The organism is Nitrospira sp., assembly GCA_005116745.1.
Taxonomy (GTDB): Bacteria; Nitrospirota; Nitrospiria; order Nitrospirales; family Nitrospiraceae; genus Nitrospira_D.
In genome coordinates, this window is record SWDS01000009.1 from 182,477 (window position 1) to 205,226 (window position 22,750).

Annotated in this window: 23 protein-coding genes and 1 tRNA gene; 9 read left to right on the forward strand and 15 right to left on the reverse strand. The window is 55.3% G+C overall.

Annotation, left to right across the window (positions count from 1 at the left end):
* Window positions 1-175: 175 nt before the first annotated feature.
* The gene (locus E8D52_14030; protein TKB66804.1) at window positions 176-940 is read right to left on the reverse strand and encodes a restriction endonuclease; all 765 of its coding nucleotides are present in this window, start codon (window positions 938-940) and stop codon (window positions 176-178) included.
* A complete protein-coding gene (locus E8D52_14035; protein TKB66805.1) occupies window positions 930-2,639 on the reverse strand; it encodes an SAM-dependent methyltransferase in 1,710 nt (569 codons plus the stop codon). The genes E8D52_14030 and E8D52_14035 overlap by 11 nt, the downstream gene beginning before the upstream one ends.
* Before the next feature lie 228 nt (window positions 2,640-2,867).
* Between E8D52_14035 and E8D52_14040 the strand changes: the two genes are divergently transcribed.
* The 4 genes from E8D52_14040 to E8D52_14055 all read left to right on the forward strand — a co-directional run bounded on the left by E8D52_14040 (window position 2,868) and on the right by E8D52_14055 (window position 10,222).
* The gene (locus E8D52_14040) at window positions 2,868-3,134 is read left to right on the forward strand and encodes a thioredoxin family protein (protein ID TKB66806.1); all 267 of its coding nucleotides are present in this window, start codon (window positions 2,868-2,870) and stop codon (window positions 3,132-3,134) included.
* A 179-nt stretch (window positions 3,135-3,313) separates the two neighbouring features.
* Window positions 3,314-6,484 (forward strand): hypothetical protein, encoded by a 3,171-nt coding sequence (locus tag E8D52_14045; protein TKB66807.1) that lies wholly within the window; start codon window positions 3,314-3,316, stop codon window positions 6,482-6,484.
* Window positions 6,477-9,827, forward strand: coding sequence for a hypothetical protein (locus tag E8D52_14050; protein TKB66808.1), 3,351 nt, complete (start codon window positions 6,477-6,479; stop codon window positions 9,825-9,827). The genes E8D52_14045 and E8D52_14050 overlap by 8 nt, the downstream gene beginning before the upstream one ends.
* Before the next feature lie 17 nt (window positions 9,828-9,844).
* On the forward strand, window positions 9,845-10,222 hold the full coding sequence (locus E8D52_14055; protein ID TKB66809.1) for a metallopeptidase family protein: 378 nt from the start codon (window positions 9,845-9,847) through the stop codon (window positions 10,220-10,222).
* A 159-nt stretch (window positions 10,223-10,381) separates the two neighbouring features.
* Here the strand turns inward: E8D52_14055 and E8D52_14060 are convergent, their stop codons facing one another.
* Window positions 10,382-11,176, reverse strand: a complete 795-nt coding sequence (locus E8D52_14060; protein TKB66952.1) for a prolipoprotein diacylglyceryl transferase — start codon at window positions 11,174-11,176, stop codon at window positions 10,382-10,384.
* Window positions 11,177-11,643: 467 nt separating this feature from the next.
* On the opposite strand from E8D52_14060, the gene E8D52_14065 reads away from it, so the two are divergent.
* Window positions 11,644-11,913, forward strand: a complete 270-nt coding sequence (locus E8D52_14065; protein ID TKB66810.1) for a YtxH domain-containing protein — start codon at window positions 11,644-11,646, stop codon at window positions 11,911-11,913.
* Between the two features lie 64 nt (window positions 11,914-11,977).
* Here the strand turns inward: E8D52_14065 and E8D52_14070 are convergent, their stop codons facing one another.
* Genes E8D52_14070 through E8D52_14080 form a run of 3 tightly spaced genes read right to left on the reverse strand, consistent with a single transcriptional unit; the run spans window position 11,978 to window position 14,460 of the window.
* Window positions 11,978-12,721, reverse strand: a complete 744-nt coding sequence (locus tag E8D52_14070; protein ID TKB66811.1) for a DUF3365 domain-containing protein — start codon at window positions 12,719-12,721, stop codon at window positions 11,978-11,980.
* 21 nt (window positions 12,722-12,742) lie between these two features.
* The gene (locus E8D52_14075) at window positions 12,743-13,774 is read right to left on the reverse strand and encodes a transporter substrate-binding domain-containing protein (GenBank protein TKB66812.1); all 1,032 of its coding nucleotides are present in this window, start codon (window positions 13,772-13,774) and stop codon (window positions 12,743-12,745) included.
* 41 nt (window positions 13,775-13,815) lie between these two features.
* Window positions 13,816-14,460, reverse strand: coding sequence for a hypothetical protein (locus tag E8D52_14080; protein TKB66813.1), 645 nt, complete (start codon window positions 14,458-14,460; stop codon window positions 13,816-13,818).
* Window positions 14,461-14,654: 194 nt separating this feature from the next.
* On the opposite strand from E8D52_14080, the gene E8D52_14085 reads away from it, so the two are divergent.
* From E8D52_14085 to E8D52_14095, 3 genes are all read left to right on the forward strand, one after another.
* A tRNA-Leu gene (locus E8D52_14085) sits at window positions 14,655-14,744 on the forward strand.
* Window positions 14,745-14,818: 74 nt separating this feature from the next.
* A complete protein-coding gene (locus tag E8D52_14090) occupies window positions 14,819-15,067 on the forward strand; it encodes a hypothetical protein (GenBank protein ID TKB66814.1) in 249 nt (82 codons plus the stop codon).
* 220 nt (window positions 15,068-15,287) lie between these two features.
* Window positions 15,288-15,710 (forward strand): hypothetical protein, encoded by a 423-nt coding sequence (locus tag E8D52_14095; protein TKB66815.1) that lies wholly within the window; start codon window positions 15,288-15,290, stop codon window positions 15,708-15,710.
* 24 nt (window positions 15,711-15,734) lie between these two features.
* Here E8D52_14095 and E8D52_14100 read toward each other — a convergent pair whose 3' ends face one another.
* Window positions 15,735-16,052 carry a DUF2007 domain-containing protein gene (locus E8D52_14100; protein ID TKB66816.1) on the reverse strand — a complete coding sequence of 106 codons (318 nt, stop codon included), beginning with the start codon at window positions 16,050-16,052 and terminating at the stop codon, window positions 15,735-15,737.
* Window positions 16,053-16,152: 100 nt separating this feature from the next.
* On the opposite strand from E8D52_14100, the gene E8D52_14105 reads away from it, so the two are divergent.
* Window positions 16,153-16,509: a hypothetical protein gene (locus tag E8D52_14105; protein TKB66817.1), complete on the forward strand. Its 357-nt coding sequence runs from the start codon at window positions 16,153-16,155 to the stop codon at window positions 16,507-16,509.
* Window positions 16,510-16,601: 92 nt separating this feature from the next.
* On the opposite strand, the gene E8D52_14110 is transcribed toward E8D52_14105, so the two are convergent.
* The 8 genes from E8D52_14110 to E8D52_14145 all read right to left on the reverse strand — a co-directional run bounded on the left by E8D52_14110 (window position 16,602) and on the right by E8D52_14145 (window position 22,592).
* Window positions 16,602-16,928, reverse strand: a complete 327-nt coding sequence (locus E8D52_14110) for a type II toxin-antitoxin system RelE/ParE family toxin (GenBank protein ID TKB66818.1) — start codon at window positions 16,926-16,928, stop codon at window positions 16,602-16,604.
* Window positions 16,925-17,104, reverse strand: a complete 180-nt coding sequence (locus tag E8D52_14115; GenBank protein TKB66819.1) for a hypothetical protein — start codon at window positions 17,102-17,104, stop codon at window positions 16,925-16,927. The genes E8D52_14110 and E8D52_14115 overlap by 4 nt, the downstream gene beginning before the upstream one ends.
* A 389-nt stretch (window positions 17,105-17,493) precedes the next feature.
* Entirely contained in the window at window positions 17,494-17,898 is a 405-nt protein-coding gene (locus E8D52_14120; protein ID TKB66820.1) for a hypothetical protein, read from the reverse strand.
* 292 nt (window positions 17,899-18,190) lie between these two features.
* Entirely contained in the window at window positions 18,191-18,448 is a 258-nt protein-coding gene (locus tag E8D52_14125; GenBank protein ID TKB66821.1) for a hypothetical protein, read from the reverse strand.
* A gap of 376 nt (window positions 18,449-18,824) precedes the next feature.
* Window positions 18,825-19,034, reverse strand: coding sequence for a type II toxin-antitoxin system HicB family antitoxin (locus tag E8D52_14130; GenBank protein ID TKB66822.1), 210 nt, complete (start codon window positions 19,032-19,034; stop codon window positions 18,825-18,827).
* Complete coding sequence (locus E8D52_14135) at window positions 19,027-19,287, reverse strand: type II toxin-antitoxin system HicA family toxin (protein ID TKB66823.1); 261 nt, start codon at window positions 19,285-19,287, stop codon at window positions 19,027-19,029. The genes E8D52_14130 and E8D52_14135 overlap by 8 nt, the downstream gene beginning before the upstream one ends.
* Before the next feature lie 94 nt (window positions 19,288-19,381).
* Window positions 19,382-22,042 carry a DNA polymerase I gene (polA, locus tag E8D52_14140; protein TKB66824.1) on the reverse strand — a complete coding sequence of 887 codons (2,661 nt, stop codon included), beginning with the start codon at window positions 22,040-22,042 and terminating at the stop codon, window positions 19,382-19,384.
* A gap of 118 nt (window positions 22,043-22,160) precedes the next feature.
* Window positions 22,161-22,592 carry a hypothetical protein gene (locus tag E8D52_14145; GenBank protein ID TKB66825.1) on the reverse strand — a complete coding sequence of 144 codons (432 nt, stop codon included), beginning with the start codon at window positions 22,590-22,592 and terminating at the stop codon, window positions 22,161-22,163.
* Window positions 22,593-22,750 lie beyond the last annotated feature (158 nt).

Sequence of the window (22,750 nt, forward strand, 5' to 3'; positions counted from 1 at the left end):
CCACAGTGAAAAGCAGAGTTGGGGTCGGATCTTGAATCATGCATAAGCAAAAGGATGTGAGTTTAGCACCGATCTCAAAATCGTTAATAGGGTGGAGACGCGTCCGCATGCAATCGGGGCCAGAAAACGGGGACATCCTATATTTCTGATTGCCTTGTTAGCGCGTGAGGTCTAGCTATTTACTGAGGCTTCCCAGAAATGTGACGACGTGGCCTCGTAGGGCGGCCACGAAGCGCTGGAAATTCAGGTCTTCAGCTGGCTGCGTGATTTTTGTTTTTGTGGAGTTCGTGGCCATCATGAAACAGGCTGAGGTATAAAGGCGCTCTAACACCAGGCGGCGACACAGAAGTTCGTAGCGCTTGCTGTAGGAGACGCCTTTGTACCGCCGGAGGGCTGCTGTATCCTGGAAATGTGCTTCGCCCCGGAACTCAGGGTCTACTTGGAAGTATGGTTCCTTGTTGGCGACAGGGATTTTGACATTGTCACGATCTTCTAAGAGGAACAGATAGCCAAGAAAAGGAGGAGGCGCTTGACCGAAGCGGCCTTCTCGGAAGGCTGTCCAAATATCTTTGGCGCTGCCCACTGCTTCTTCCGAACGATTGTTCACATTGTTGCCGATCGACTTGCCGGCTTGGGACTTAAACTCCATGGCCAAGACCAGAGCGCCGTTGGAGACGACGATGAGATCCCATTTTTTCGTGGCTCTGAAGTACCCCGGTAGCTCAAGCGCGGTTCTTGTGCGGATATCGACCTTCTCCAATCCGGCTTCGCACAGAATGTCCGAAACCAAGACTTCCAGGGCACCCATCTGGGTCCCTCCAGTCACCTCACCTCTGGTTCCGGCATCGATTTTCCCTGACTGAACCTGCTTCTCTTTATTTTTCCTGCGGGCGTTCCAGTAGCTTTGGACGGCGGTTTGCAATCTCTTATCAATGTTCAAGCGCAACCTCCAGCGTGCGAGCGTTGATTCCATAGAGATCCAACGCTGCTTGGGTTGCTCGGGTCCTGTCACGAAGACGGAAGGCGTCTCTCAATTCATGGGACTGGATCTTCGACAAGGACTGTGGCGCAGGGACGCGGATACGGCGCAGGTACTGCGCTTGGAAGCGTAGGTAGCCGCCTCGCATGCGGACTCCATAGGATTCGACAAAAAACTGTCCCACCTTCGACAGCAGGATGCCACCGAGTACCTCCAGGTCCCATTCATCCGACTGAATGAAATACAGATTATGGTGAGGATATGTTTCGCCTCGATCTAAGACCGGCTCGAGGGTGTTCTTGATATCTGGAACATACAGTTTGTGTGTATGGGTGAGCGTGTGGGTGACGCGGTCAATCGTCTTGTACCATTTGTCGGCGCTTTTTTCCGCAGTGTGGCGTTTCTTCAGGGCTTCGGCATGTCGCTCGTAGTAGGCCTGCAACTTGGGATAGGGCTTCAGATTGACCAGCCCATCGTGGTTCCATGGATTCACGAGATAGTGTCCGGACCACCGCACCGTTCCGTCCGTCAGATCTTTCGCAAGGGCAAGCTTCAGCAGGCGGGAAGGCTCTACCAGGTCTGCATCTGTTGTGATGTAGACTCGATCGTTCCCCGTAGCCACGCCGATCCCGACCTTGGCATTCATTTCAAGGGGAGGAAACTGATCTTCTAGCCGTCGAAGGAGTGCCAGTTGTTCCGGCGAATGGCAGGGCCAGGGGTCTGACCCTTTGAACCATGTATGTACGACGGCTCGATGAATGCCCTGAGGCAGGATGGTTTGGCTGGTTGTCTGGAGCGTTGTTGCCAATTGTCCTGGTTGAATGTTTTCCGCATCCTGATCAGCGCTTGCCACAATGGTGGATTGCTGTATTGCGTGCCGAATCACCGTGATAGCGGGATAGGCGTCTACGTCATCATCAAAGGGATTGGCGTGGTGCATACTGAGGAGTATCTCGACGCTGTACGCCGAACTAATCAGTTGGCGTAGTTCAGTCCCATATTGGTTACGCATCCATCGATCTGCGCAGATGAAGGCGCAAACACCGCCCGTTTGCAACTGCCGGAGTGCGGCTTCGAAGAACGCCACATAGAGGTCGGCACGACCTCGCATCGTTGGATACGCACTCCGGTAGACCGAGGCCGTTTCTTCTGGAATATCCTCCAGGCGTACGTACGGAGGATTTCCAATAATAAAATTGGCCTGTCTGTGGTTGGCGTCGAGAAGGTAGTCTCTGTTTCGCACCCATGTATCGGCCAATCGCCTTGCCAGAGGGTTGGGTGCGCCGTGATGAATCAGAATCTCTTGGGCAGTCGCGCGCGCGCGCGCCGCGCTATCCTCATCTAGCTCATAGGCCAGCAGGGAATTGTGGCATTCTGACAGCGACCGACCAAGCTTTCCGCACGACTGTACGAGGCGCTCAATCATGGGACCGAGAAACGCGCCATCGCCAGCTGCTGGTTCGATGGCCAGGCTGTCCACTAAGTTGGTATTCGAGCAATAGCCGCTCAAGTCCAGAAGTAGTTCAACGACCCAACGCTTTGTGTAGACGACCCCTTTTGGCTCAGCTGCTGATGCAGAAGGTGGATGTCGGAGAGGCGCGATCAACGGAAGCTGAATGCCTCTTGTTGCGACTGATGGACTAAAATGGTTGTCTGACACGAGGGCCTCGATCTCTCCGAGGAGATCTGGTGGAAAAAGAGTGGTTGATAGTAGCTTGTCTGTGCTTTTCCTTCAAGGTTCGGTCAGGAGATGTACTCCGCCAGTGCTACAAAGATCTGACAGGTGGTGGGCTAGTTACAGGCTGGGACATGCCGTCCTTGCGCCGTCTTTTCAGCGGGTGCTAAGATCTTAGCAACAGAATCATTTCGTACTTGTTTCAGAAACATCATGCCAAACATTACATTACTCGTGTCGCCAAGTTGTGGAGCCTGTCCATCGGCCAAAAGTCTGTGGAAACAGTTACGCGTGAAGTACAGCTTCTCCTATCGTGAAGTGGATATCACCACGAAGGACGGCCAGGAGCTGGCCGACCGTCATTCTGTCCGTGCGGTGCCGGCGACGATCATCGATGGGCGCCTGACGTTCGTCGGTGTCCCAAGTCGAGAAAGCGCGGAGAAGGCCATTCAGTTGAAGATCAAACAGCGAGAAGGGTAGGGGAGCCATGGACGAATATGACAACGAGCTCCCGGATCTTCCACTCATCGCCAAGGGGCCTCCGCCGGATTGCCCAATCTGCGCCGACCCCATGTCGTTTATCGACGGCGATTGGGCCTGCGTTGACTGCAACGGTGAGCTCTTGGGGCCGGAGACCGGGTAGCGTACAATGACTCGCCATGTTGCAGGTCGTCACGGGTCGCTTTCATCCTACTCTTGAATCTGCTCTCGTCCATCGACTCACACGCGTCAAGGCGACTGATCCGCTTGCGCCGATCGCAATCTTCGTTCCGTCCAAGCCACTCGCCGATCGCCTTCGCACCGTTCTCGCTGTCGAACACCGGCTGTCGCTCTTCAACGTACACGTCTTGACCTTCCATCAACTGGCCCTGCGGCTGGCTGGAGACGTACGGGTCGACTACCCACTGCCGCGCATCGTTGACGAGCTCTTCTTTGAACAACTCGTCCGTCACATTGTTCACAGCAAGCTCACCAGCCAGGCTCCGTTGCAACGAATCGGACAATCCTCTGGGACGTGGGGCGCGCTCTGGGCGACGATCCGTGATTTAAAGGATGCCGGCGTCGATGCTGCGCAAGCGTTGCAAGGTCTCCGTGAAGGCTATTTCGAGGATGATGATCGGGAGTGGCTCGGCGCGCTCCTGTCGCTCTATGCGGCCGTGAAGGAAGTGGGCAAGACCCTCGGGGTTGGGACGCAAGACGATCTGGCCGAAGCCCTCATTCCGTTCATTCCGACTGCTACGTTTCTCCAGCCGTTGAAGGCCGTGTTCTATTATGGGTTCTATGACCTGACGCAGGTGCAGCTGTCCCTCTTTGAAGCGATCAGCCGTGCGAAGGACACGACCTTGTTTTTTCCGTTGGAGGATGACCCGGCGTTTGGGTTTGCTCGGCGCTTTTTCGATCGCCATATCCAGTCGCTGGTGATGTCGGACGATGTGACGATCCGGTTGGAACAGGAATCGTCAACGGTGGCGCACGATCACGCCCAACTCACCATACGGAGCGTAATTGGCGCGGAAGAAGAATTGGCAGCAACCTGCCGAACCATTCTCGATCTGATCGAAACCAACGGGTATCGATTCGATGAAATCGGTGTCATCGCCCGGACGCTCGATCCCTATAGCCTCTATCTTCAGTCGAGTTTCGATCGCCATCGTATTCCCTTTCGTACGACGGCATTGAGGCCGTTGATTCAGGAACCGATCTGCAAGCTCGTGTTGCAGGTAGCCTCCCTGCCGTTGAACGATTTCTATCGCACGTCAGTTCTCGATGTCGTGACGTCTCCACTCTACGTCACCGATTTATATGATGAGCTGGCGGCGTCGTATCGGCCAGAACAGTGGAAGATGCTTGTCCAAGCGCTGCACATTACGCACGGGGTTGAGGCGTGGACACGGTTGGAACAGGTGAGCCAAGCTGCAGTGGTGATTGATGGTGAGGAGAGCCTTGTTGATTCACTGGCCATTGCGCCGGAGGTGATCGGCCTGTTTTGGCAGGTGGTCTCACAGCTCACGCAAGACTGTTCGTCCCTGCCATCGCGAGGCACGATCGGTCAGATGGTCACAGCTTGTCGAGCACTCATTGAGCGGCACCTGCGCCGGCCGGATGCAGCCGTATCGACTACCGACGAGGGTCCGCTTGCTCGCCACACGATGACATGGTCCGCCATCGACCGTATCTGGGCCACGCTCATGGAGTTGGAGCCGCTCAACGAGGAGATGACCTGGGCCGAATTTGTTGAACTGTTGACCCATACCTTCGAGCGCACGACGATCCCTCTCCACGATGGTTCATCTCAGGGCGTGATGGTCTGCGACGTGATGGCGGCCCGCGGAGTGCCGTTCAAAGTCCTGTTCGTCCTCGGGCTGAACGAAAAAGTGTTTCCGCGCTATATTCGTGAAGATGCGTTTCTGCGCGATCGTCATCGGCGCGTGCTCGACGCCACACTTGGATTTAAGATCGATGAGAAACTGACGGCCTACGGAGAAGAGACCTTGCTCTTCCGCCTCTGTTGTCAGGCTCCCACTCAGCGACTCTACTTGTCCTATCAACGGGCCGATGAATCTGGCCGCATGCTGGCCGCCTCTCCGTCTCTCGGCGACGCGCGCCGTCGGTTCGGCCAGGATGAGCAGCCGATCGATGTGGTGCCTCGTCGTCTGACGGATCGAGTCTCACAACAGCCAACGATGACACGATTCCTGCCGCCGGCTGAACTGACTCAGTGGTTGGCTATGAATGGGCAAGACCCGACCGATCTGGTACGGGCGCTCGGACGTGATGCGGAGACGTTCCACCATGCAGCGATGGCGCTCGATCGAATCGAAGACGACGGCGCGGCGCTCAATCTCTTCGATGGGATGACGGGGGCGGTCGAATCTCATTGGGTGCGGCTCATCGAACGGGGTCTCGCTCCGACGCCGCTCGAACGGTATGCGCGCTGTCCGTTCCAATATTTTTCCACAGATGTGCTGCGACTTGAGCCGAGCCGGGTTGCGATGTCGCAGGAGCCAGATGCGGCGCTGGTTGGGACGCTCTGCCACGCCGCATTGCGTGGTTGCTATGAACAGCTCGTGCAGGTTGGGTGGCCAACTCGACAAGTAGCGGACGACATGATGGACCAGACGATCCGTCGGTCGGTGGAACAGGCGGCGGCAGACCTGGAGTCACAACATCGAACAGGCCACCATCTACTGTGGGAGTTGGCGAAAGAACAGATCGTGGCGCTGGTGATCGCGGCGGTGAAGGCGGACGAGGAGGAACAGGCCGAGCATCCGTACCAGCCTCTTGCATTTGAAGTGGATGGTGAAGGGACGATTCCTGGAGTCCTCGACGAGGGATTGTTAAAGATCCGTGGTCGCATTGATCGTCTCGATCAGAACCGGTCCTCCGGCACGATGCGCGTAGTCGATTACAAGTTCAAAGTCGGCGCAGCGATGAAACCGGAAGACCGGAACTTGGCCCAGTCGGCGGTCCGTGGGTATCGGCTGCAGCCACCGCTCTATAGCGGTCTCACGGTTCCTGGCCAGCCTACTCCGAGCCAGGTGCAGTTCCTGTTTCTCGCTCCTCAGTGGTCACCGACGATCAGCCGTTCAAGCTTTGAGACGATGTCGTGGTCCTCCGATACCGGGGTACTGATCCAGAACACACTGAGAACGCTCGTGGACGGCATCCGTACCGGACGCTTTTTCATTCTTCCAGACGGCTATTGCGATAGCTGTGACTTTCGTGTGGCGTGTCGGCGAGAGCATGCGCCGACGTGGTGGAGGGCTCATCGTGCGGCTGAGCCGAAAACGTTGAAGATGCTTCGTACACAGAAAATTGCCGATGAGTAACGATCTCCTGATACCGGATCGTATGGCGCGCGAGTTGGCCGAGACGACATTCGATCGCAATGTCGTTGTTGTGGCCGGGGCCGGGACAGGCAAGACGACGTTGCTCGTGAATCGCCTCGTGTATCTGCTGATGAAGGAACCCGCTCCGGTCTTGATCACGCAGGTCATCGCCTTAACCTTCACCAACAAGGCGGCGACCGAAATGAAAGTCCGACTGCGCGAGCGACTCGTTGTGCTGGCTCGCCCAGAGACTGACCCGGTGCGAGCAGGTGACGGAGGGGCTGTCTCGCGGGAAGATCTGCGAGATCGCTATGGACTCAGCGCTGATGCAATTGCCGCGCGTGCGCAGGTCGCACTCAACGATCTCGAAAAGGCCCAGATCGGCACCCTTCATAGTTTCGCCGGACACCTATTGCGACTCCACCCGCTAGAGAGCGGAGTTGATCCTGATTTCAAGGAAGACGACGGCTTACGGTTTGAAGAGCAATTCACTGCAGCGTGGGATTGCTGGCTCGACCAGGAATTGAGCCGAGCTGGACAACAACATCGCCTCTGGCGATCGGTCTTGTCATCGACCACTCTTGACACGGTCAGAACGTTGGCCCGGTCCTTGTGCAGCGAATTGATCGACCTCGGCACGCTGCAACAACAACTCGCATCGACAGCAGTGCCACCCGTTGTCTTGAGTTGGATACAACAGATGGGAGACCAGGCGGAGCAACTTTTGAAGACATACGATCGACCAAAGCGCCGGAAGGTTGAGCAGATGCTCGCCGCGACGGCGGCGTTGATGCGCCTCATGGCAGACAATGGGTTACCAGGCCGGCAAGGCCTGGCGATGGAAGAGCGAGAATGGTTCGGCAAGGATCTCGGGAGCGCCGTGGGTGGATGGGAGAAAGGTGATTTCAAAGAGGCGGCCGCGCTCATCCAGGCGGGGCAACAGCTCCTGGCGGTCGACCATGCGTTCTTAAACGATCTCGTGACGCTACTCATACCGCTTGTGCGGAACATTCGTGAAACCTTTGCTCGGCAGGGCTGGATTTCGTTTGATGGGTTGCTGGCACGGGCACGGACACTGCTCCTCGAACATCCGTCGGTCCGTGAACGGATTAAGCGGGACTATCGAGCCGTGTTAGTCGATGAATTTCAGGACACAGACCCGGTGCAGTACGAGATCATCCTTGCGGTCTCGGAGCGGCAGGGGAGCCAGGCGGCTCACTGGCATGAGATGACGCTCGAACCGGGGAAACTCTTCATTGTGGGAGACCCCAAACAGTCGATCTATGCTTTTCGGCGAGCCGATATCGAAGCGTTCGACCGCGTTGTGGAAAAGGTCACGATGGACGGTGGAGTGGCTCAGACGTTGACCACAAACTTCCGGAGCGATGTGGCTGTGTTAGAGCCGGTGAATGAGGTCTTCGATCGGTTGTTCGAACGACAGCCGCTGGTTCAGCCAGCGAATGTTCGATTGGAGGTGCGACCCCAACGGCGTCAGGTGTCAATCGAACCGGGCGTTCGTCTCAGCGTGACCAGACCGGATGGTGAAGCAGAGACATTCGATGCAGCGGGGGCGACGAGAGCCGAGAGTGAAGTGCTGGCTCGCTGGCTGAACGACGAGGTCCTGAGTCGCCCTTCCGTGAAGCCGGGACACATCGCGTTGCTCTTCAGGAAGCTGACGCAGGCTGATGCCTACCTCGATGCCTTGCGCCGGCACGATATTCCCTACGTCATCGAGGGAGAAAAGCATTTCTATCGTCGTCAGGAGGTGATTGACCTCGTGAATCTGTTGCGGGTTTTAGATCACCCTCATGACGAAATCGCGTTAGCCGGTCTCCTTCGCTCACCACTTGGAGGGTTAACGGATCGGGAGCTCTATGAGCTCAAGCAAGCAGGGCATTTCAATTACCTCCAGGCCGTGAGTCTCGGGTCGTGGTCCCATGACAGCGCGGCGGCTGTTCAGCGGCTGTACGAACATCTGGCATGGCTCCACCGGGTGATTGCCATGCTGCCATTGGCTGAGGCCATCGCGCTGATGTTTGACCGATTGCCGATCCTGGATCTGGCGGCTGCATCACTCCATGGCGAACAGGCCGTGGCCAACCTCCTGAAAGTCAAACAGACGGCTGCGTCATTGGCCGATCGACCTCACATGACCTTGAGCGGATTTGTGGAGCTTATGATTGCCCGCCTTGATGAACAACCGGACGAATCGGAGAGTCCTCTCGCCGAGGAGTCGCTCGAAGCCGTGCACGTGTTAACGATTCATAAGGCCAAGGGGTTGGAATTCCCCATTGTTGTACTGCCGGGTCTTCACCAAGGGAGCGGGCGGGAGCGAAGCGTACCACAGGTTTCCTATGATTGGTCGAGTGGCATCTATGGCCTCTCCCTCGACCGTCATCGGTCTCTCGGTTCGTTGCTGGTCCAGCACAAACTGCGGCTGCGAGAAGAAGCGGAACGGCGACGCGTGCTCTATGTGGGGATGACGAGGGCCAAAGAGTTGTTGCTGTTGTCAGGAGGGATCACCGGCCGCTCAATCGGCGAAACGGTCTTTGACCTGCTGCAGAATATTGGGACGGGGGAGATCGGAACCGCCTCGACGGAGGCTCTGAAGATCGGCGCCAGCGCGATTCCTCATCGAGTGATCAAGGCACCGGAACGAAAGCGGCCACGCCGACGGTCGGATAGAGCAGCGAGTGCAGTAGTGCTTGATCCATATGAGGTTGCTGAACGGTGGAAGATCAGGACGGCTCGATGGACAGAGGTTTGTGAGACCCCCCATCATCTGACGCCGACAACGCTGGGTAAACGATTGGCGCGGGTTGTGCGTGAGACGACTCCGGCTCGACAGGATGTGGCGGTTGGACGGTTAGCTGGTGTGGTGGCGCATCGCCTACTTGAGCGATGGGACTTTTCACAGGACCCCTCTGGGTTATGCGCGCAGGTAGGATTAGCCCTACAGGCAACCATTGGGCCGGACGACCAGCCTCATGCTGAAGCGATCACTGAATCCGTGAACGATCTTCTTGCGACGTTCGGTCGATCGGAAGTCTATGAACGTCTCCGGTCGTCCCAAATCCTTGGCCGAGAAGTCCCTTTCGTCATACCGTGGGGTGACAGGCAGGTCATGGAAGGGGTGATCGACCTCCTCTACCGGCTTGATGGAGAGCTGTGGGTCGCCGACTATAAGACGGATGCGATATCAGCCGATCAGGCAGCCGTGCGGGCTGAGCAGTACAGAACACAGAGTGAAGTCTATAAGTCTGCGATCAGGCAGAGCCTCGGGTGCGACTCAGTTCGGTTTCACTGTCTGTTTCTGCGATGTGCAACGGCAGTAGAATTGTAAGGGTAGGGACAATGGAAATGGCCAGGTGTGACCATGTCTCATTTGAGGATTTTGAAAAGCTGGTTCAGCAGGCGATCGCGGACCTACCTCTTCCCTACGCTACGCTCATGGAATCTATTGCCGTGGTTGTAGAAGAAGAGCCGCCGCAAGACGTGCGTGAAGATCTTGAGCTGGATAGTGAAGACGATTTGCTTGGACTGTACCAAGGTCAGTCACTCGCGGCTGATTCGTTCTTTGGGCCAGGAGGGGAGCAGCCGCCACGAATTTCCATTTACAGGGGGCCAATCCTCCGCATGTGTGAGAGCCCTGAAGAAGTGGTGCAGGAAGTGCGTGATACCGTTGTCCATGAACTGGGCCACCATGTCGGTCTCGACGATGACGACATGCCGTATTGAGGATGCTGCAAAAACTCTCCAGCGTCATTCTCGCTTCGCTCAAGGCCTCAACGTACCAACCGCGTACGATTCGGCCTTTCGCTCACTGCGGCCTAGCTGGAAGAGATTTTCAAGCATCCTCAATGCATTACGTGCATCCTTGCCCAGCACTCAGGACTTTCAAGCGTGCGCAGCCTTCTGCCTCGCGCGCTGGTAGCCTAGGACGAGCATAATGAGTCCGATCGCCACCATCGGAATGGAAAGAATCTGGCCCATGGTAATCGGTCCGAAGATAAAGCCCAAGTGCTGATCCGGTTCACGGAAGAGTTCAACGATGAGTCGGCTCATGCCGTATCCGGTGATGAAGGTCCAGAAGATCGTACCAGGCGGGGTCGAACGTCGATCGATCCACCAGAGCACCGCAAACAGCGTCAGCCCTTCCAGTGCGGCTTCGTACAATTGCGAGGGATGGCGGCAGGCGAAGCCCCCTGCCGGGAAGACCATGCACCAGTCCACATCCGTCGATCGGCCATAGAGTTCCCCGTTGATAAAGTTGCCTATCCGGCCAAACCCCAATCCAATCGGCGTGACGGCTGTCGCTAAGTCCGCAATGGTATAGGTCGGAATGCCCTGCCGTTTACTGAACCAGATGAGTGCGATAGCGGTCCCGATAAGTCCACCGTGGAAGGACATGCCCCCTTCCCAGACCGCCAGAAGTTTCAGCGGGTTCTGGATGTAATAGGAAAAATTGTAGAACAGCGTATAGCCAATTCTGCCACCTAGAAATACACCGAAGGCCGCATAGACGACCATGTCATAGACCTGGTCTTTCCTGATCGCTAACCCTTTGTGGGCAACTTTTCGTTGAATAAGGAAGTACGCCGCAGTCAGGCCGATCAAGTACATCAACCCATACCAACGGAGCTGGATGGGGCCGAGTGCCACAAAAACTGGATCGATATTTGGGTAGGGGATGGCGGCTGGGGGGGGCATTACTGTGCTTCCAGAATAGTCCTTTGTAAGAGGGTACTTATATCACGAGAGGAACACGAATCTTGGATCATCCGTGGTACCCATTGCGCCGTACGGTAAAACTTGCCGATGGATCATACGGGGGCTCACGTGTCAATGCAAGGCAAGCGAGACAAGGATTAGAAATGGCTAAGGTTTGTCAGTGGTAAGTCAGCTTCCATGGCTGATTTTCAAGCACGCAGGAAGCTCAAGTGTTGGTTTTCTGAAACGACTGTGTCTCGGCCTGTTGAGAAAAAGAGACCAAAAATTAGTCACTTCTCATTGCCAAAAAACGCCTCCTGTGATTTTTCACGAGAATCGCCTCTCTTGCTCAGACTCAGATTCTGGCACAGAGCATGCTGAATGATCATGGCATAGGAAGCGTGCAGAAACGATCTTCCGGCTCATTTACCATCATGAGGAGGTTCACCATGTCGGAGCAGGGGAATCAGGTCGCCAAGGCAGCAGCATTCATTGCCGGTGGGGCGGTCATTGGAGCAGGACTCGGGCTCCTCTTCGCTCCACAGACCGGTGTGGAAACTCGTCGAAGCATTGGCCGGTATGCCCGCAAGGCGCAGGTGCAGACCAGCCGATGGGGTCGGGCCGTCAAGTCTGGGGTGGAAGAAGTGCTGGACCGTAAATCGGCCAAAGCGAAGAGTACTGAAGAGTCGCGGCCGCAATTGACTGCGGTCTTGAACTAAGCTTCTCGACGATCATCGGTAGCGGATCACCCCGTCGCTCTCCTCTGTCCGCACGGGCTGACTGCTACCGATGGTCCGAGGGGATCTGAATACTAATGGCCCCGGCCAGTCCTCCTGCCTGAGCACCTTCTCGCGGATAGCCGGACATATCAAGGATTCCCTTGGGGTTTCCATGGCAGACAAGACAATCCTCTGAATAATAGATCGGCACCACAGCTCTGAGTAACTGTCCACCGCCAAGCCACTCTACAATCGGGGTGGTCGAGGACGGTTGGCTCGCAAGTCGTTTCAAGACCATCTCCTCATACTCATCCGGAGCGTTCTGCAAATTCCTTGGTTCGAGGGCGGCCTGTTTAATCGTGACCTTCGACCGCTTCGAGAATTTCCGCGCGGCTTGGCTTCCGAATGTGGCCGGGATAAAGTTCTTATAGCCGATCCCGCGCTGATTAATCACGAACTGGGCGTCCGCCACCACTTCTTTGCTTGTGATGAGCAGCAGACTCAACAAGTCTTTCGCCTGCGAGGGCATAGCGGAGGACGCATGTGTCAGGTCGATCTGTGTTTGCTGGAGAAATTCATCGAGGATGAGCCGTTCAAACACCTCAGGTGTGAATCCCTTCTCGCCTCTCCCTGAATCGTTGATCAGCGGTTGGTTCCGCTCAATGACGACACGCCCTGCATTGAGGAGGGTCGCTAAGAGCGCTGCCGTTTGTTCGGCCTCCTTCTGGGAAGTTTGTGACCAGCCACTTTGGGGACAGAGAAGAACCAAGACCAAGCCAAGAGGTAGAAAGATTTTTAGGAGACGCATCAGTATTCCTCCGCTTCTTCATCATTTTCCAGCAAGACGACACTGTCCTTGGTCATAATGGTCAGGAACTTGCGTCACCTCAAGCGGCAGCCCTTCTGCCGTCGCTCGCCGAGTAGGGGCATACTCCGCTTCGATCCAGCGCGTTCTCATCTGTTTCAATCGTCCTGATTCCTCCAAGCGAAAGAGCAGATTGTTTAAGAACCATTGTAACTGTCGATGCTCTTCGCTGGTCACGATGGAGAGATCCTCACGTGTGAGGAGGAGAGGCGACCCGTCCGGTTGTGTGAGTGGGTGCCACTCTTGCCAGACCCGTTTCGTCACATACTCGAGGATGGAATGGTTGGTCAGGATGACATCGATATTCAGATCCTTCGATTCAATGGAGGCGGGAAGCGAATCGCAGATGACCATGCGAACCCGTTTGAGATTGGCTTTGGCATACTGGTGAGAGGATCGTCCCTTCTGAACGGCGACGGTTAAGCCGGCAAAGCCTTCTTGGACGGCTGTGAGCGTATCCCAATTCCCGTTCTGCTTTCCCAATTGCGTCCGCACACGCTCTGCCACCTCTGGCTTTCGGATGATGGCGGCGATTCCGTCGTCGCGCAGGTACGGAGCCGAAAACCAGAGGCCGGCCGGTCTTGTACCGGGAACAGTCCCACTCACGGACGAGACAAAGAGATCGAGCTGCCCTTCATTCATCTTGATGAAGAGATCAGGGAACCGAGTGACGTGCAGGGTTGGAACAACGGGGGTCGATCGGCCGCAATGAGCGGTAAGTGCATCGGCAATCTCTCGGATCAGTTCGATGTCCAGACCTGTGACGCGAATACCTTCATTCGTGTAGACCGCGGGAAACACAAACGGACGAAACGGTTCTACCGAAATGCCGACGCGTAGCCGTCCGTGCGCACAAATCTCGGACAGTTCATCATGACTCAGCGGGTGTATGAGCTCGACGGCGTCATAGACAAGACCGCATCCTTGCAGAAGAATGCAGAGCCCCGCCAGGAGAAGCGAGCCATGGAATCTTTTAACGGCACACACGCGCACGATTCATATCCCCCATGTCTCGATAGCTCATAAGTGCCATCGGCTTAAAACCGAAGGCCGATGGTGAAGAGCCATTGTTTTGCCAAGTCGGACTTGTTCTGGGCATTGATCTCGAATCGCATGTACTGAAGTCCCATATCGACGGAAAATCCCTGAGCGACAGGAAATCGTACACCGATCTGTCCTCCATACAGGTAGCCCGGTGAAAGTTCGCCTCGCCCCGGCAAGGTACCTCCCAGCATTGCGCCGACATAAGGTACCGCCCGATGCTCCAGCGGACCGAAGAGCACATGTCGCAGGATGCGACTGATGGGTTTGCTGCTTGGAAAGTCCAACACGTCGATGAAATTATTCCAACGTGGGTTCGCATAAAGAAGATGTTGGTCAGTAGTTATAATAGGATTATGCAGACTGAAATACTGGTAGATCCCTCTCACTTCAAGGGGGCCATAGCGAAGCGCGGTGAATCCGCCTTTAACGGAGATAAGTCTGCTTTTAGGTCCAAAGTTTTGTTGGTTGAAGGCTGCGTCGAAACTGAACGGACGGAGCGGAAGAATGTCGAGCACCGCCTCTTGGCTCACCGCTTCACCCGGCATCGCCGTTATGAGCAGGAACACAGCGACCAGAAATCGTGAAGCCTTGGTTTGCAGTGCGCCACCCCGCGACCGTATCGTTGCAAATTGCCGCACGCTACATGATAGCGCAAGGCGAGGGTGGATTCTCTAGAGTTTTTCTGGAGTCTTGCTTAGGCGATCGCCAGGCATGCGATCCTGTGACAGATTCAGTCTGTCGCACACGATGTCTGGGTATAGTACATGGGTAGGTACGGGGCCACGAGAAAAGTGGCGGTAGACCATCGTCGCTATGTTAAAATCCGCCTCGCGCCGGAGTGGCGGAATAGGCAGACGCAAGGGACTTAAAATCCCTCGGGCTCAAAAGGCTCGTACCGGTTCGATCCCGGTCTCCGGCACCATATTCAACGGGTAAGGATCAGGCAGAAGCGACTCAGCGGGTTCTTTGACCTTCAATATAGCGAAAGAAGGATTTATGGACGTCAAGAAAGGACTTGTGCTCGTCGGGAGCGTGGTTCTGGGTATTTTGTTCCTGGTCGGAGGAGCATGGGTGATTACTGCGCCTCCGGACAAGATAGAACCCTCGAAGGAGAAGCAATGTAACGAATACGTGGAGCAGTTGGAAATGCTCAATCGGTACAAACTCTTCTGGTCGTTTGTCCAACGGCGAGGGGCGTTTAACGATTGCTTAAAAAGGGTGGAGGAAAACGGCCAGAAACCCTAAATCAATCGACCGCCTATGGTCCTCGTGCTCTGCGCAGCATGACGTCCCGTCACGGCTCTCATGCCGACAAGGAATTGTGACTATCCTCCAACCAGGTGGCCAAAGTCTCGGCGATGGAAGGCAGTCGTGTATGAGGTTCGGCCGAAGGTGCAAAGGGACCAGAGGAGCTAAGCCATGGTCTCCTACTCTCGACAAGCTCCTTTTTCGTGACGGATTGCTATTGTCCGCTGGTTGTCTCTTCCGCGCTGTTCCTCTGATTTTCTCGCTCCTGGTTGCGTTCCAATCGCTGAGTGAGGCTCCTGCGCTTGCGGAATGGCTTTTGGTCGATGGTAACAACAAGGCAAGGATCTATGTTGATTCCGAGACCATCATCCGGAATGGTGAGCGGGTGAGTGTGTCGGTCTTGGATGATCTGAGGACCGCTCAGACACGATGGTTCAAGACATACTTGTCTTCGCGCGCCCAGGAAGAGCACGACTGTGCGAACGGGCGCTTTCGGCTGCTGGCCGTGGAACATTTCGCTGGGAACATGGGAACTGGTGACGTGGTGTATCAGAAGTCAGGCGAGTCGGCCTGGGCACCTATTCCCAAAGAGACCCTCGCTCAATCAGTCTGGAAATTTGTCTGCAAGAAGAAGCGATGAATGGGGAAGAAGATTGCAGGGACATCACAACGAGGGTTTGTCCTGTCCACACTTCCAGCAGACGCCAAACTGACCTTCGTGACGCTCGCCGCACCCTGAGCATGTCCAGAAGTCTTGGTTCATCGGCGGCAACTCAGTTTCTTCTTCAAGTAGCTGACGGGCCTGATCGTAATCCTGATCTTGGAGTACCCACAGCTCCGGAAAAATCTCCACAAAGGGAATCTCTCCGGCAAGTCCTGAGGAACGCTGGTTCTTGATCATGCACCGGATACCGGCCTGCTCAAGCTGCTCCTTGCGCATCTCCACCTCGATCAAGTTCTGAGAGACGAAGACTTGTTTCACCCAAGTACCCTAGATCCCATCTGATCGTGAGTCAAGAATCCAGCTTCTGCCGCTAAGTTTGCCTTGACCTTCGGCCAATACTCGTGTAACCATCGGCTACATGATGGATCGTGAAGAGATTACCCTCGGGGTCTACCTCCGGCAAACAGCCGGTGACCGGCCTGGGATTATCGCAGTTGTCCACCGGGTCGGGACAAGCTTGTCAGGGGAGTGGTTCTTTCAGTTGCGGTACCTTGGTTGTCCAGCGGGAACGAGGAAGAGGTCTGGTTCGGAATGGAGCGTGAATCTTCGAGAAATAGATCTAGCCTACTTCGACCTGATCGGACCATGGATCTCTGCACAGGCATTATTGGCATCGCGCCCGCCTTCCTCCAAACGAAAGAAGGAGCCCGCGCTTCTGGCCTGGAGACGAGGGACCCCACATCCGGACCAGCTTCGGATGTTTGAAGATTGCTGAGCACAGCGCCACAAGGTTCCATCGGCTTCATAGGGCTTGTCTGACGTTGGCTCTTTGGCCATTGTTTTGAAATGGTTATCGGTAACCATTTCCTACAAGGATGTTGATTGCCTGTTTACCCAAGGTTTGGGCTTCATACCGGTGAGATTTCTCGCGCCATGGACGATCGCCAGAATCTGAGCAGACCCTTTCTTTAGCCGATAGATCACTCGATAGCTTTGGACGAGGAGTTCACGAATCTTTGGATCGGAGGCTTCAGGAACAAGTCGGCCACTTTCAGGGAATGAGGCCAGCCGATCAACCGAGAGGATGAGACGCTCAACGATGGCATCAGCATACTCAGCGGAGTCTCTGGCAATGTAGTCTTGGATATTCTCGAGGTCCGAAACAGCGGGCTCAGTCCACTCGATGCGGGTCATTTCTTGAGAAAGCGTTTTCTTACAGCGCCATGCGGTACCACTTTCCCTTCATCTGCCGCCTGAATACCGGCTTCAATCTTCTTCCGGACGTAAATCTCGTACATGATATCGTCCCACGTGGATTTCTCCGGCAACTTCTTCATCATCTCCAGCGCTTGTTTCTTCACTGTCGGCATATGTGCCCTCTCAATACTTGGCCCAAAGTGTAGGCCCCACCTGGCAGAGAGTCAAGAATACCACTCAGCTACGTTGCCGATACCCATCAAGGATTGAGGTTGGAAACAGGTCGGAGCGGCGGCTCAGTTGGGGAGTAACTAAGCTTGAGGGGGTAAAAACTTCTGGTCGGTCAGATGGCGGGCTTTTCCATCGAACGCCTGGTGCATTTTCTTTCATTCCGGGCGGCCCATCGGGCATGAGGAGGAAAAGAGTACCGGCTCCTTTGCATGTCCATATCATGGTGTGTCACGGCGTTTGGGCATCACATTGTAGTAGGTCTCACATGCCGCAATAGGAAATAGCCGGGGAGTTATGCATCCAGAATCCTGCTGGCCAGGAATTAGTCGCTTCACGGTTTAATCTTCTCAATCACTGATAGCTTTCCATCAGAACCGTATGTGAGATGGTAGATTACCAATCTGTCTTTGGCCGCGATCTCAAGAGGGGTAAAGAGAAGTTCGGTGAGGCAAAGCGTAAAAAAATCACCTGCCGCGTAGAACACTCCTGTGAGGAGTTTGAGGGTCCAATGATGCGCATTAGGATCTAATTTGTACCGGTCATCGTATCCTCCACCTTCAGGAGTAGAGTAGTTGTCAGGTTCGCCGAGCGTGGCGATCACCACGGATCGTTGAACGCCAACTTGAATGACGTTGATATCACCTCGCTTAGACTCGCGACTGGATACCATTAACACGGAACATCCCGACAGGCTTAAAATAAGCAGGCACGTGACAAACAGGTTTGGTCTGCGCATTTCCCCCTCCTCCCTTTCTATGAGTAAGATCGCAATGCGAGCAACTCTGCCTGCTACGTTAAGAATGGCAGAGGCTTATGAGACGAAGCATCGCATAAGGCTATAGAATCTCTTACAAAGTACAACGTAGTAAAAGAATGTCAAATAATATTAGGAAATGAGTGTAATGTGCGGGGCTGTAGGTGGAAGATTGCCTATTGTGTCTCTACAGAAACTGCATAGGACGGCACAAAATGGTAGTTTCCGGCTGATGAAGTATCAGCGGCGATCGGTTCTCAACCACCCAGGCTCACTACTTCTTAAAAATCAGCCTCGGCTCGGTCATGCTGCCCATCGGGACCGCCACCAGTTCCCACCCGTTAGCGCCAAATTCGTTCAACTTGGTTTGCATATTCTGGGTGTCAGGGAGCACTTCAACGATCTTGTACTGAAACCGCTTCGGCTCCTGTGCTTTCGCGTTGAACTGTTGCCCCGTGAGCAGCAGAAGCCCCAATGCGCTAAGACTGATACCTGCGATCACCCACGCAACTGAAAGACGTACCTTCTGCATATCGGCCTCCTTTTTCTTCCCCAGTGAAGCCAGGAAGGTTCAGGTTAGGGATGCATCATGCGTCATTTTACACTGACGAGAGAAACAGTTCTTGAGGGCAGAGAAAGCCCGAGGGAGAACAAGTCGGCTGATCGAATGTTTTCTTCGCGATGAGGCGCGAGCTTTTATAAGGGCCGGCGAATGGGCTTCAATTTTCCGCATGGCCTCACGATCATAGACCTTTTCGCCACAAGCTGGACAGTCGTGAAACTCTAGTCTTGGTACCGAGTACATCTGTCCATGAAACTTGCCGGTCTATTTCTTTTTGACCTTCTTTATCTTGTTGCTTCCACAGGTAGGGCATGCTGATAGTGTGTATCACGATAGCCTCTCACCACTAGGCAAATGCCAGTCTCCCTTTTGGTTCTGGGATTGGCCGCCCCAATTCCCTTGCCGTTTCAATCCACTCCCGGATGACGGTTTCAACATTTGCCAGCGCTTCTTGGTAGGTAGTGCCATCTGCCGCACAGCCTGCTAACTCCGGCACTTCGGCAATGAAGGCTTGATCGTCCTTGCTCCAATAGATGATGACCTCGTATTTACTCATTGATGTTGCCTCCCAACTTGTACCGCAGGATCACCTGGCGTACCTGTTTCACCTGATACGGTTTGGCATGGGAGCCTCTTGGCTGTAGATTCAAAATCTCTTCGACTCCCGTTCTTGTAAAAATATGGTGGCTTCCTCGGATTCTCTCTTCAAAACCCAACTCGCCCAGCAAGTGCAGTAGTCCGTCGAACGGAATGTTCGCGTCCGATGTTCCTCGAAGCACACGCTCAAGCAGTCTATCTGATCGTGTCACTCAATTTTCTACTAAGTAAGTGAAGAAGCGGCAGCCAACCAGGCAAATTCTATAGTCGCCCAGCTATCCTGTCAAAACATCTGCTCTTGCTCGTCTACGGATGTGCCACTCGCCAATTCTTGCCGACGCCCAGATCTACTTTGAGCGGCACCGATAGGCCCAACTGTTTGCCCACGCCTTCCATTTCCTGTTTCACCAGCCGCTTCGCGTCCTCCAGATCGTGATCCGGCACTTCGAAGATCAGTTCGTCGTGGACTTGGAGGATCATTTTCACGTGCGGCAGCTCCTCATGGAGTTTCTTGTGCACGTTGATCATGGCCACTTTGATCAAGTCCGCCGCAGAACCTTGGATGGGGCTGTTCACCGCCATACGCTCGCCAACGCCGCGCTGGGCAGGATCGCCGCTCTGTAGCTCAGGAATGGGCCGGCGGCGGCCGAGGATAGTGGTGGTGTAGCCCTCCTCTCGTCCTTCCGCGATGTTTCGACCCATCAATGCTCGCACGGCTGCGAAGCGCTCAAAGAAAGTGTCGATGTATTTCTTTGACTCGGCCTGGGGTACGCCGAGGTTCTGAGAAAGACCGAACGGGCTGATGCCGTAGACGATGCCGAAGACGACGGTCTTGGCCGCACGGCGCATGTCCCTCGTGATCTGACTGGAGGGCAAGCCGAAGATTTCCATGGCCGTGGCCATGTGGATGTCTTCGCCTTTGGCAAAGACAGAGAGCAAGCGTGGATCTTGTGACAGATGGGCGAGGATGCGCGGCTCGATCTGGCTGTAGTCGGCGCAGAGGAGTTCATGGCCTTTGGGCACGACAAAGGCCTCGCGGATACGCAATCCGTAGTCACCCTTCACGGGGATATTTTGGAGATTCGGATCGGTGGACGAGAGCCGTCCGGTTGCGGCGACGGTCTGGTTCAAGGAAGTGTGGAGCCGTTTTGTCTCCGGATGCACCAGTTCTGGCAGCGCATCCACGTAGGTCGACTTGAGCTTGCTCAGGCTTCGATAGGTAAGAATCTGGTTTGGTAATTCGTGCTGCGTGGCGAGCTGGGTGAGGGTGTCTTCATCGGTCGAATAGCCGGTCTTCGTTTTTCGCATGGGTTTCAGGCCGAGCTTCTCAAAGAGGACCGTCGCCAGCTGTTTCGGTGAATTGATGTTGAACTCGCCACCGGCGAGTGCTGCAATGCTTATCATCATCTGGTCGAGGTCTCGCTCTAGCTCTTTGCTCAATTCATGCAGCCCGTCGACATCCAGCAAGAACCCATTTCGCTCAATGTCGGCCAGGATCGGCACAAGCGGCATCTCCACTTCGGTGAAGAGTTTGACGCTCCCCTGATCCGTCAACCGTTCAATGAGGATTGGTTCGAGCTTGGCCAGGGCCGCGGCGGCTTCCGCGGTTTCCTCGCGAGATCCGGTATCGACTTCGAACAGCGACTGAGGTTGGGCTTTCTCCTGCTTACCGGACCCAAGTCGTTCACCGAGCCGTTCCAACATGATCGTGTCGAGGCTATGGTCGCGGCGGTTTGGGTTGAGCAAATAGTCCGCGATCATGGTGTCCACGTATGGGGGTGCCAAGGTGATCCCGATGCGATGGAACGCCAGCAACGTCGATTTCAGATCGTGCACGGTCTTGGTGTGAGTGCGATCGTGCAGGAGTTCGATGATCGTTCGCATGTAGGCATGGACGTCGATGGGGATGAACGCCGTCTGGTTGCCGGTCGAGAGGGCCAGGCCAAGGACGTCGGCATGGATGCCTGGTTGGCCGGCCAGCAAACAGTGCACACCGAGCGGTGCATTTGGGGGCACACCATCAATAAAGCGCTTTGCGGCTGTTTCATCCTCGATGATGAGGGTCTCATGGGTCGTCGCCTCCAGGGGTTTCGGCGATGGCTGGAGACTTTTGAGGAGAGAGGTGAATTCCAGCTCGCGCAGCAGCTCGGCGAGTGGCTCCTCATGCGGCGGCTTGATCCGGTAGGATTCGGGATGAAACTCCACCGGGCTTTGTATATCGATGGTTGCCAGTTTCCGGCTGAGCCGAGCCTGGTCCGCCTGTTCAGAAAGGAGAGTCTTGATGCGGGTGGGCGTGACTTCATCCAGGCGGCGTAGCAGCTCATCGATTGTCCCGAACTGTGCGATGAGTTTCATCGCGGTCTTTTCACCGATGCCCTTCACGCCGGGAATATTGTCGCTCGCGTCGCCCATCAGGCCCATCACTTCGATGACACGGCTAGGCTCGACGCCGAACTTGGCGACGCATTCCGCGTTGCTGGACCACTTATCCTTGACTGGGTCGTAGATGCGGACATGTGACGTCACGAGCTGAAGCATATCTTTATCGCCGGTGACGATCACGACGTCGTAGCCAGCCTGCTCCGCCTGCCGGGCCAACGTGCCGATCAAATCATCGGCTTCATAGCCGGCCTGTCTGGCCGCTGGAATATTCAGCGCCTCCACCACACGATGAATATAGGGAATCTGGGCCTTCATCCCGTCGGGCATCGGCGGACGCTGCGCCTTGTAGTCTTTGAATTCCTGGTGCCGGAGCGTGGGGCCTTTCTCGTCGAAGGCCACCGCAAGCCCATCCGGCTTGTGTTCGCGGATAATTTTGAGCAGCGTGGTCGTGAATCCATAGACCGCGTTGGTCTGGAGCCCCTTCGAATTGTTCAGCGCCGGTAAGGCAAAGAACGCCCGATAGATGTAGGCGCTACCGTCGATAAGGTAGAGGGTGGGGCGTCTGTTGGTTTGCAACGATGTCATGGGTGTTGTCGGCTATTGAAATTGTCTTGTAGAAAACTGAGAGCTGGGGACTCAGGGCTAGTTAGGGGCGTCAGTCCATGAGAGATCGTAGTCCCCAGTCCATTCATCTCAGTTCTGGCTAAGGATCCGGTGCGATCGAGAGCGGCGGTTTTCCGAACTTCTGACGCATGTTGTTGATGGTGTTCAGGACAGCAGGCTGTCCGATCATTTTTGCCTCCAACCGGCGCTTGCCAGGAAAGTCCAGCATCGTCACCCCGATCAACATCGTGAGAATGCCCTGGCCTGGCAGGAACAGCATCAAGAAGCCTGCAAACAGAAAGATGACGCCCACCACGTTCTTGGCCAGGTGGCCCAGCCCCCGTAGTACGGGGTGATGATCCTCCATCCAGGGGCGTGGCACACGGATATCAAAAAAGTCTGTCGGGAGTCGGACAAGGATGAATGGGATGGCGATCAATGACCCAACAAAGAAGACAATCGACAGGGCCGTTAGGGTCACGAGGGTTTCCGTCGAGATATATTGCTGTACTGTTGAAAGGAGTTCATCCATTGGTCGGCATCCTAGCACTGAGTCCATGACCCCCTCAAGGCGAACAGAGGAGCAGTCTTGGGTTTACGCGATCGTACTCGAACGTTATAATCATCTCGCATGGAGTCCCGATATGAATCGGCATGCTTCCTCGCCCCATGCCGTCGGATGAAGTCGAT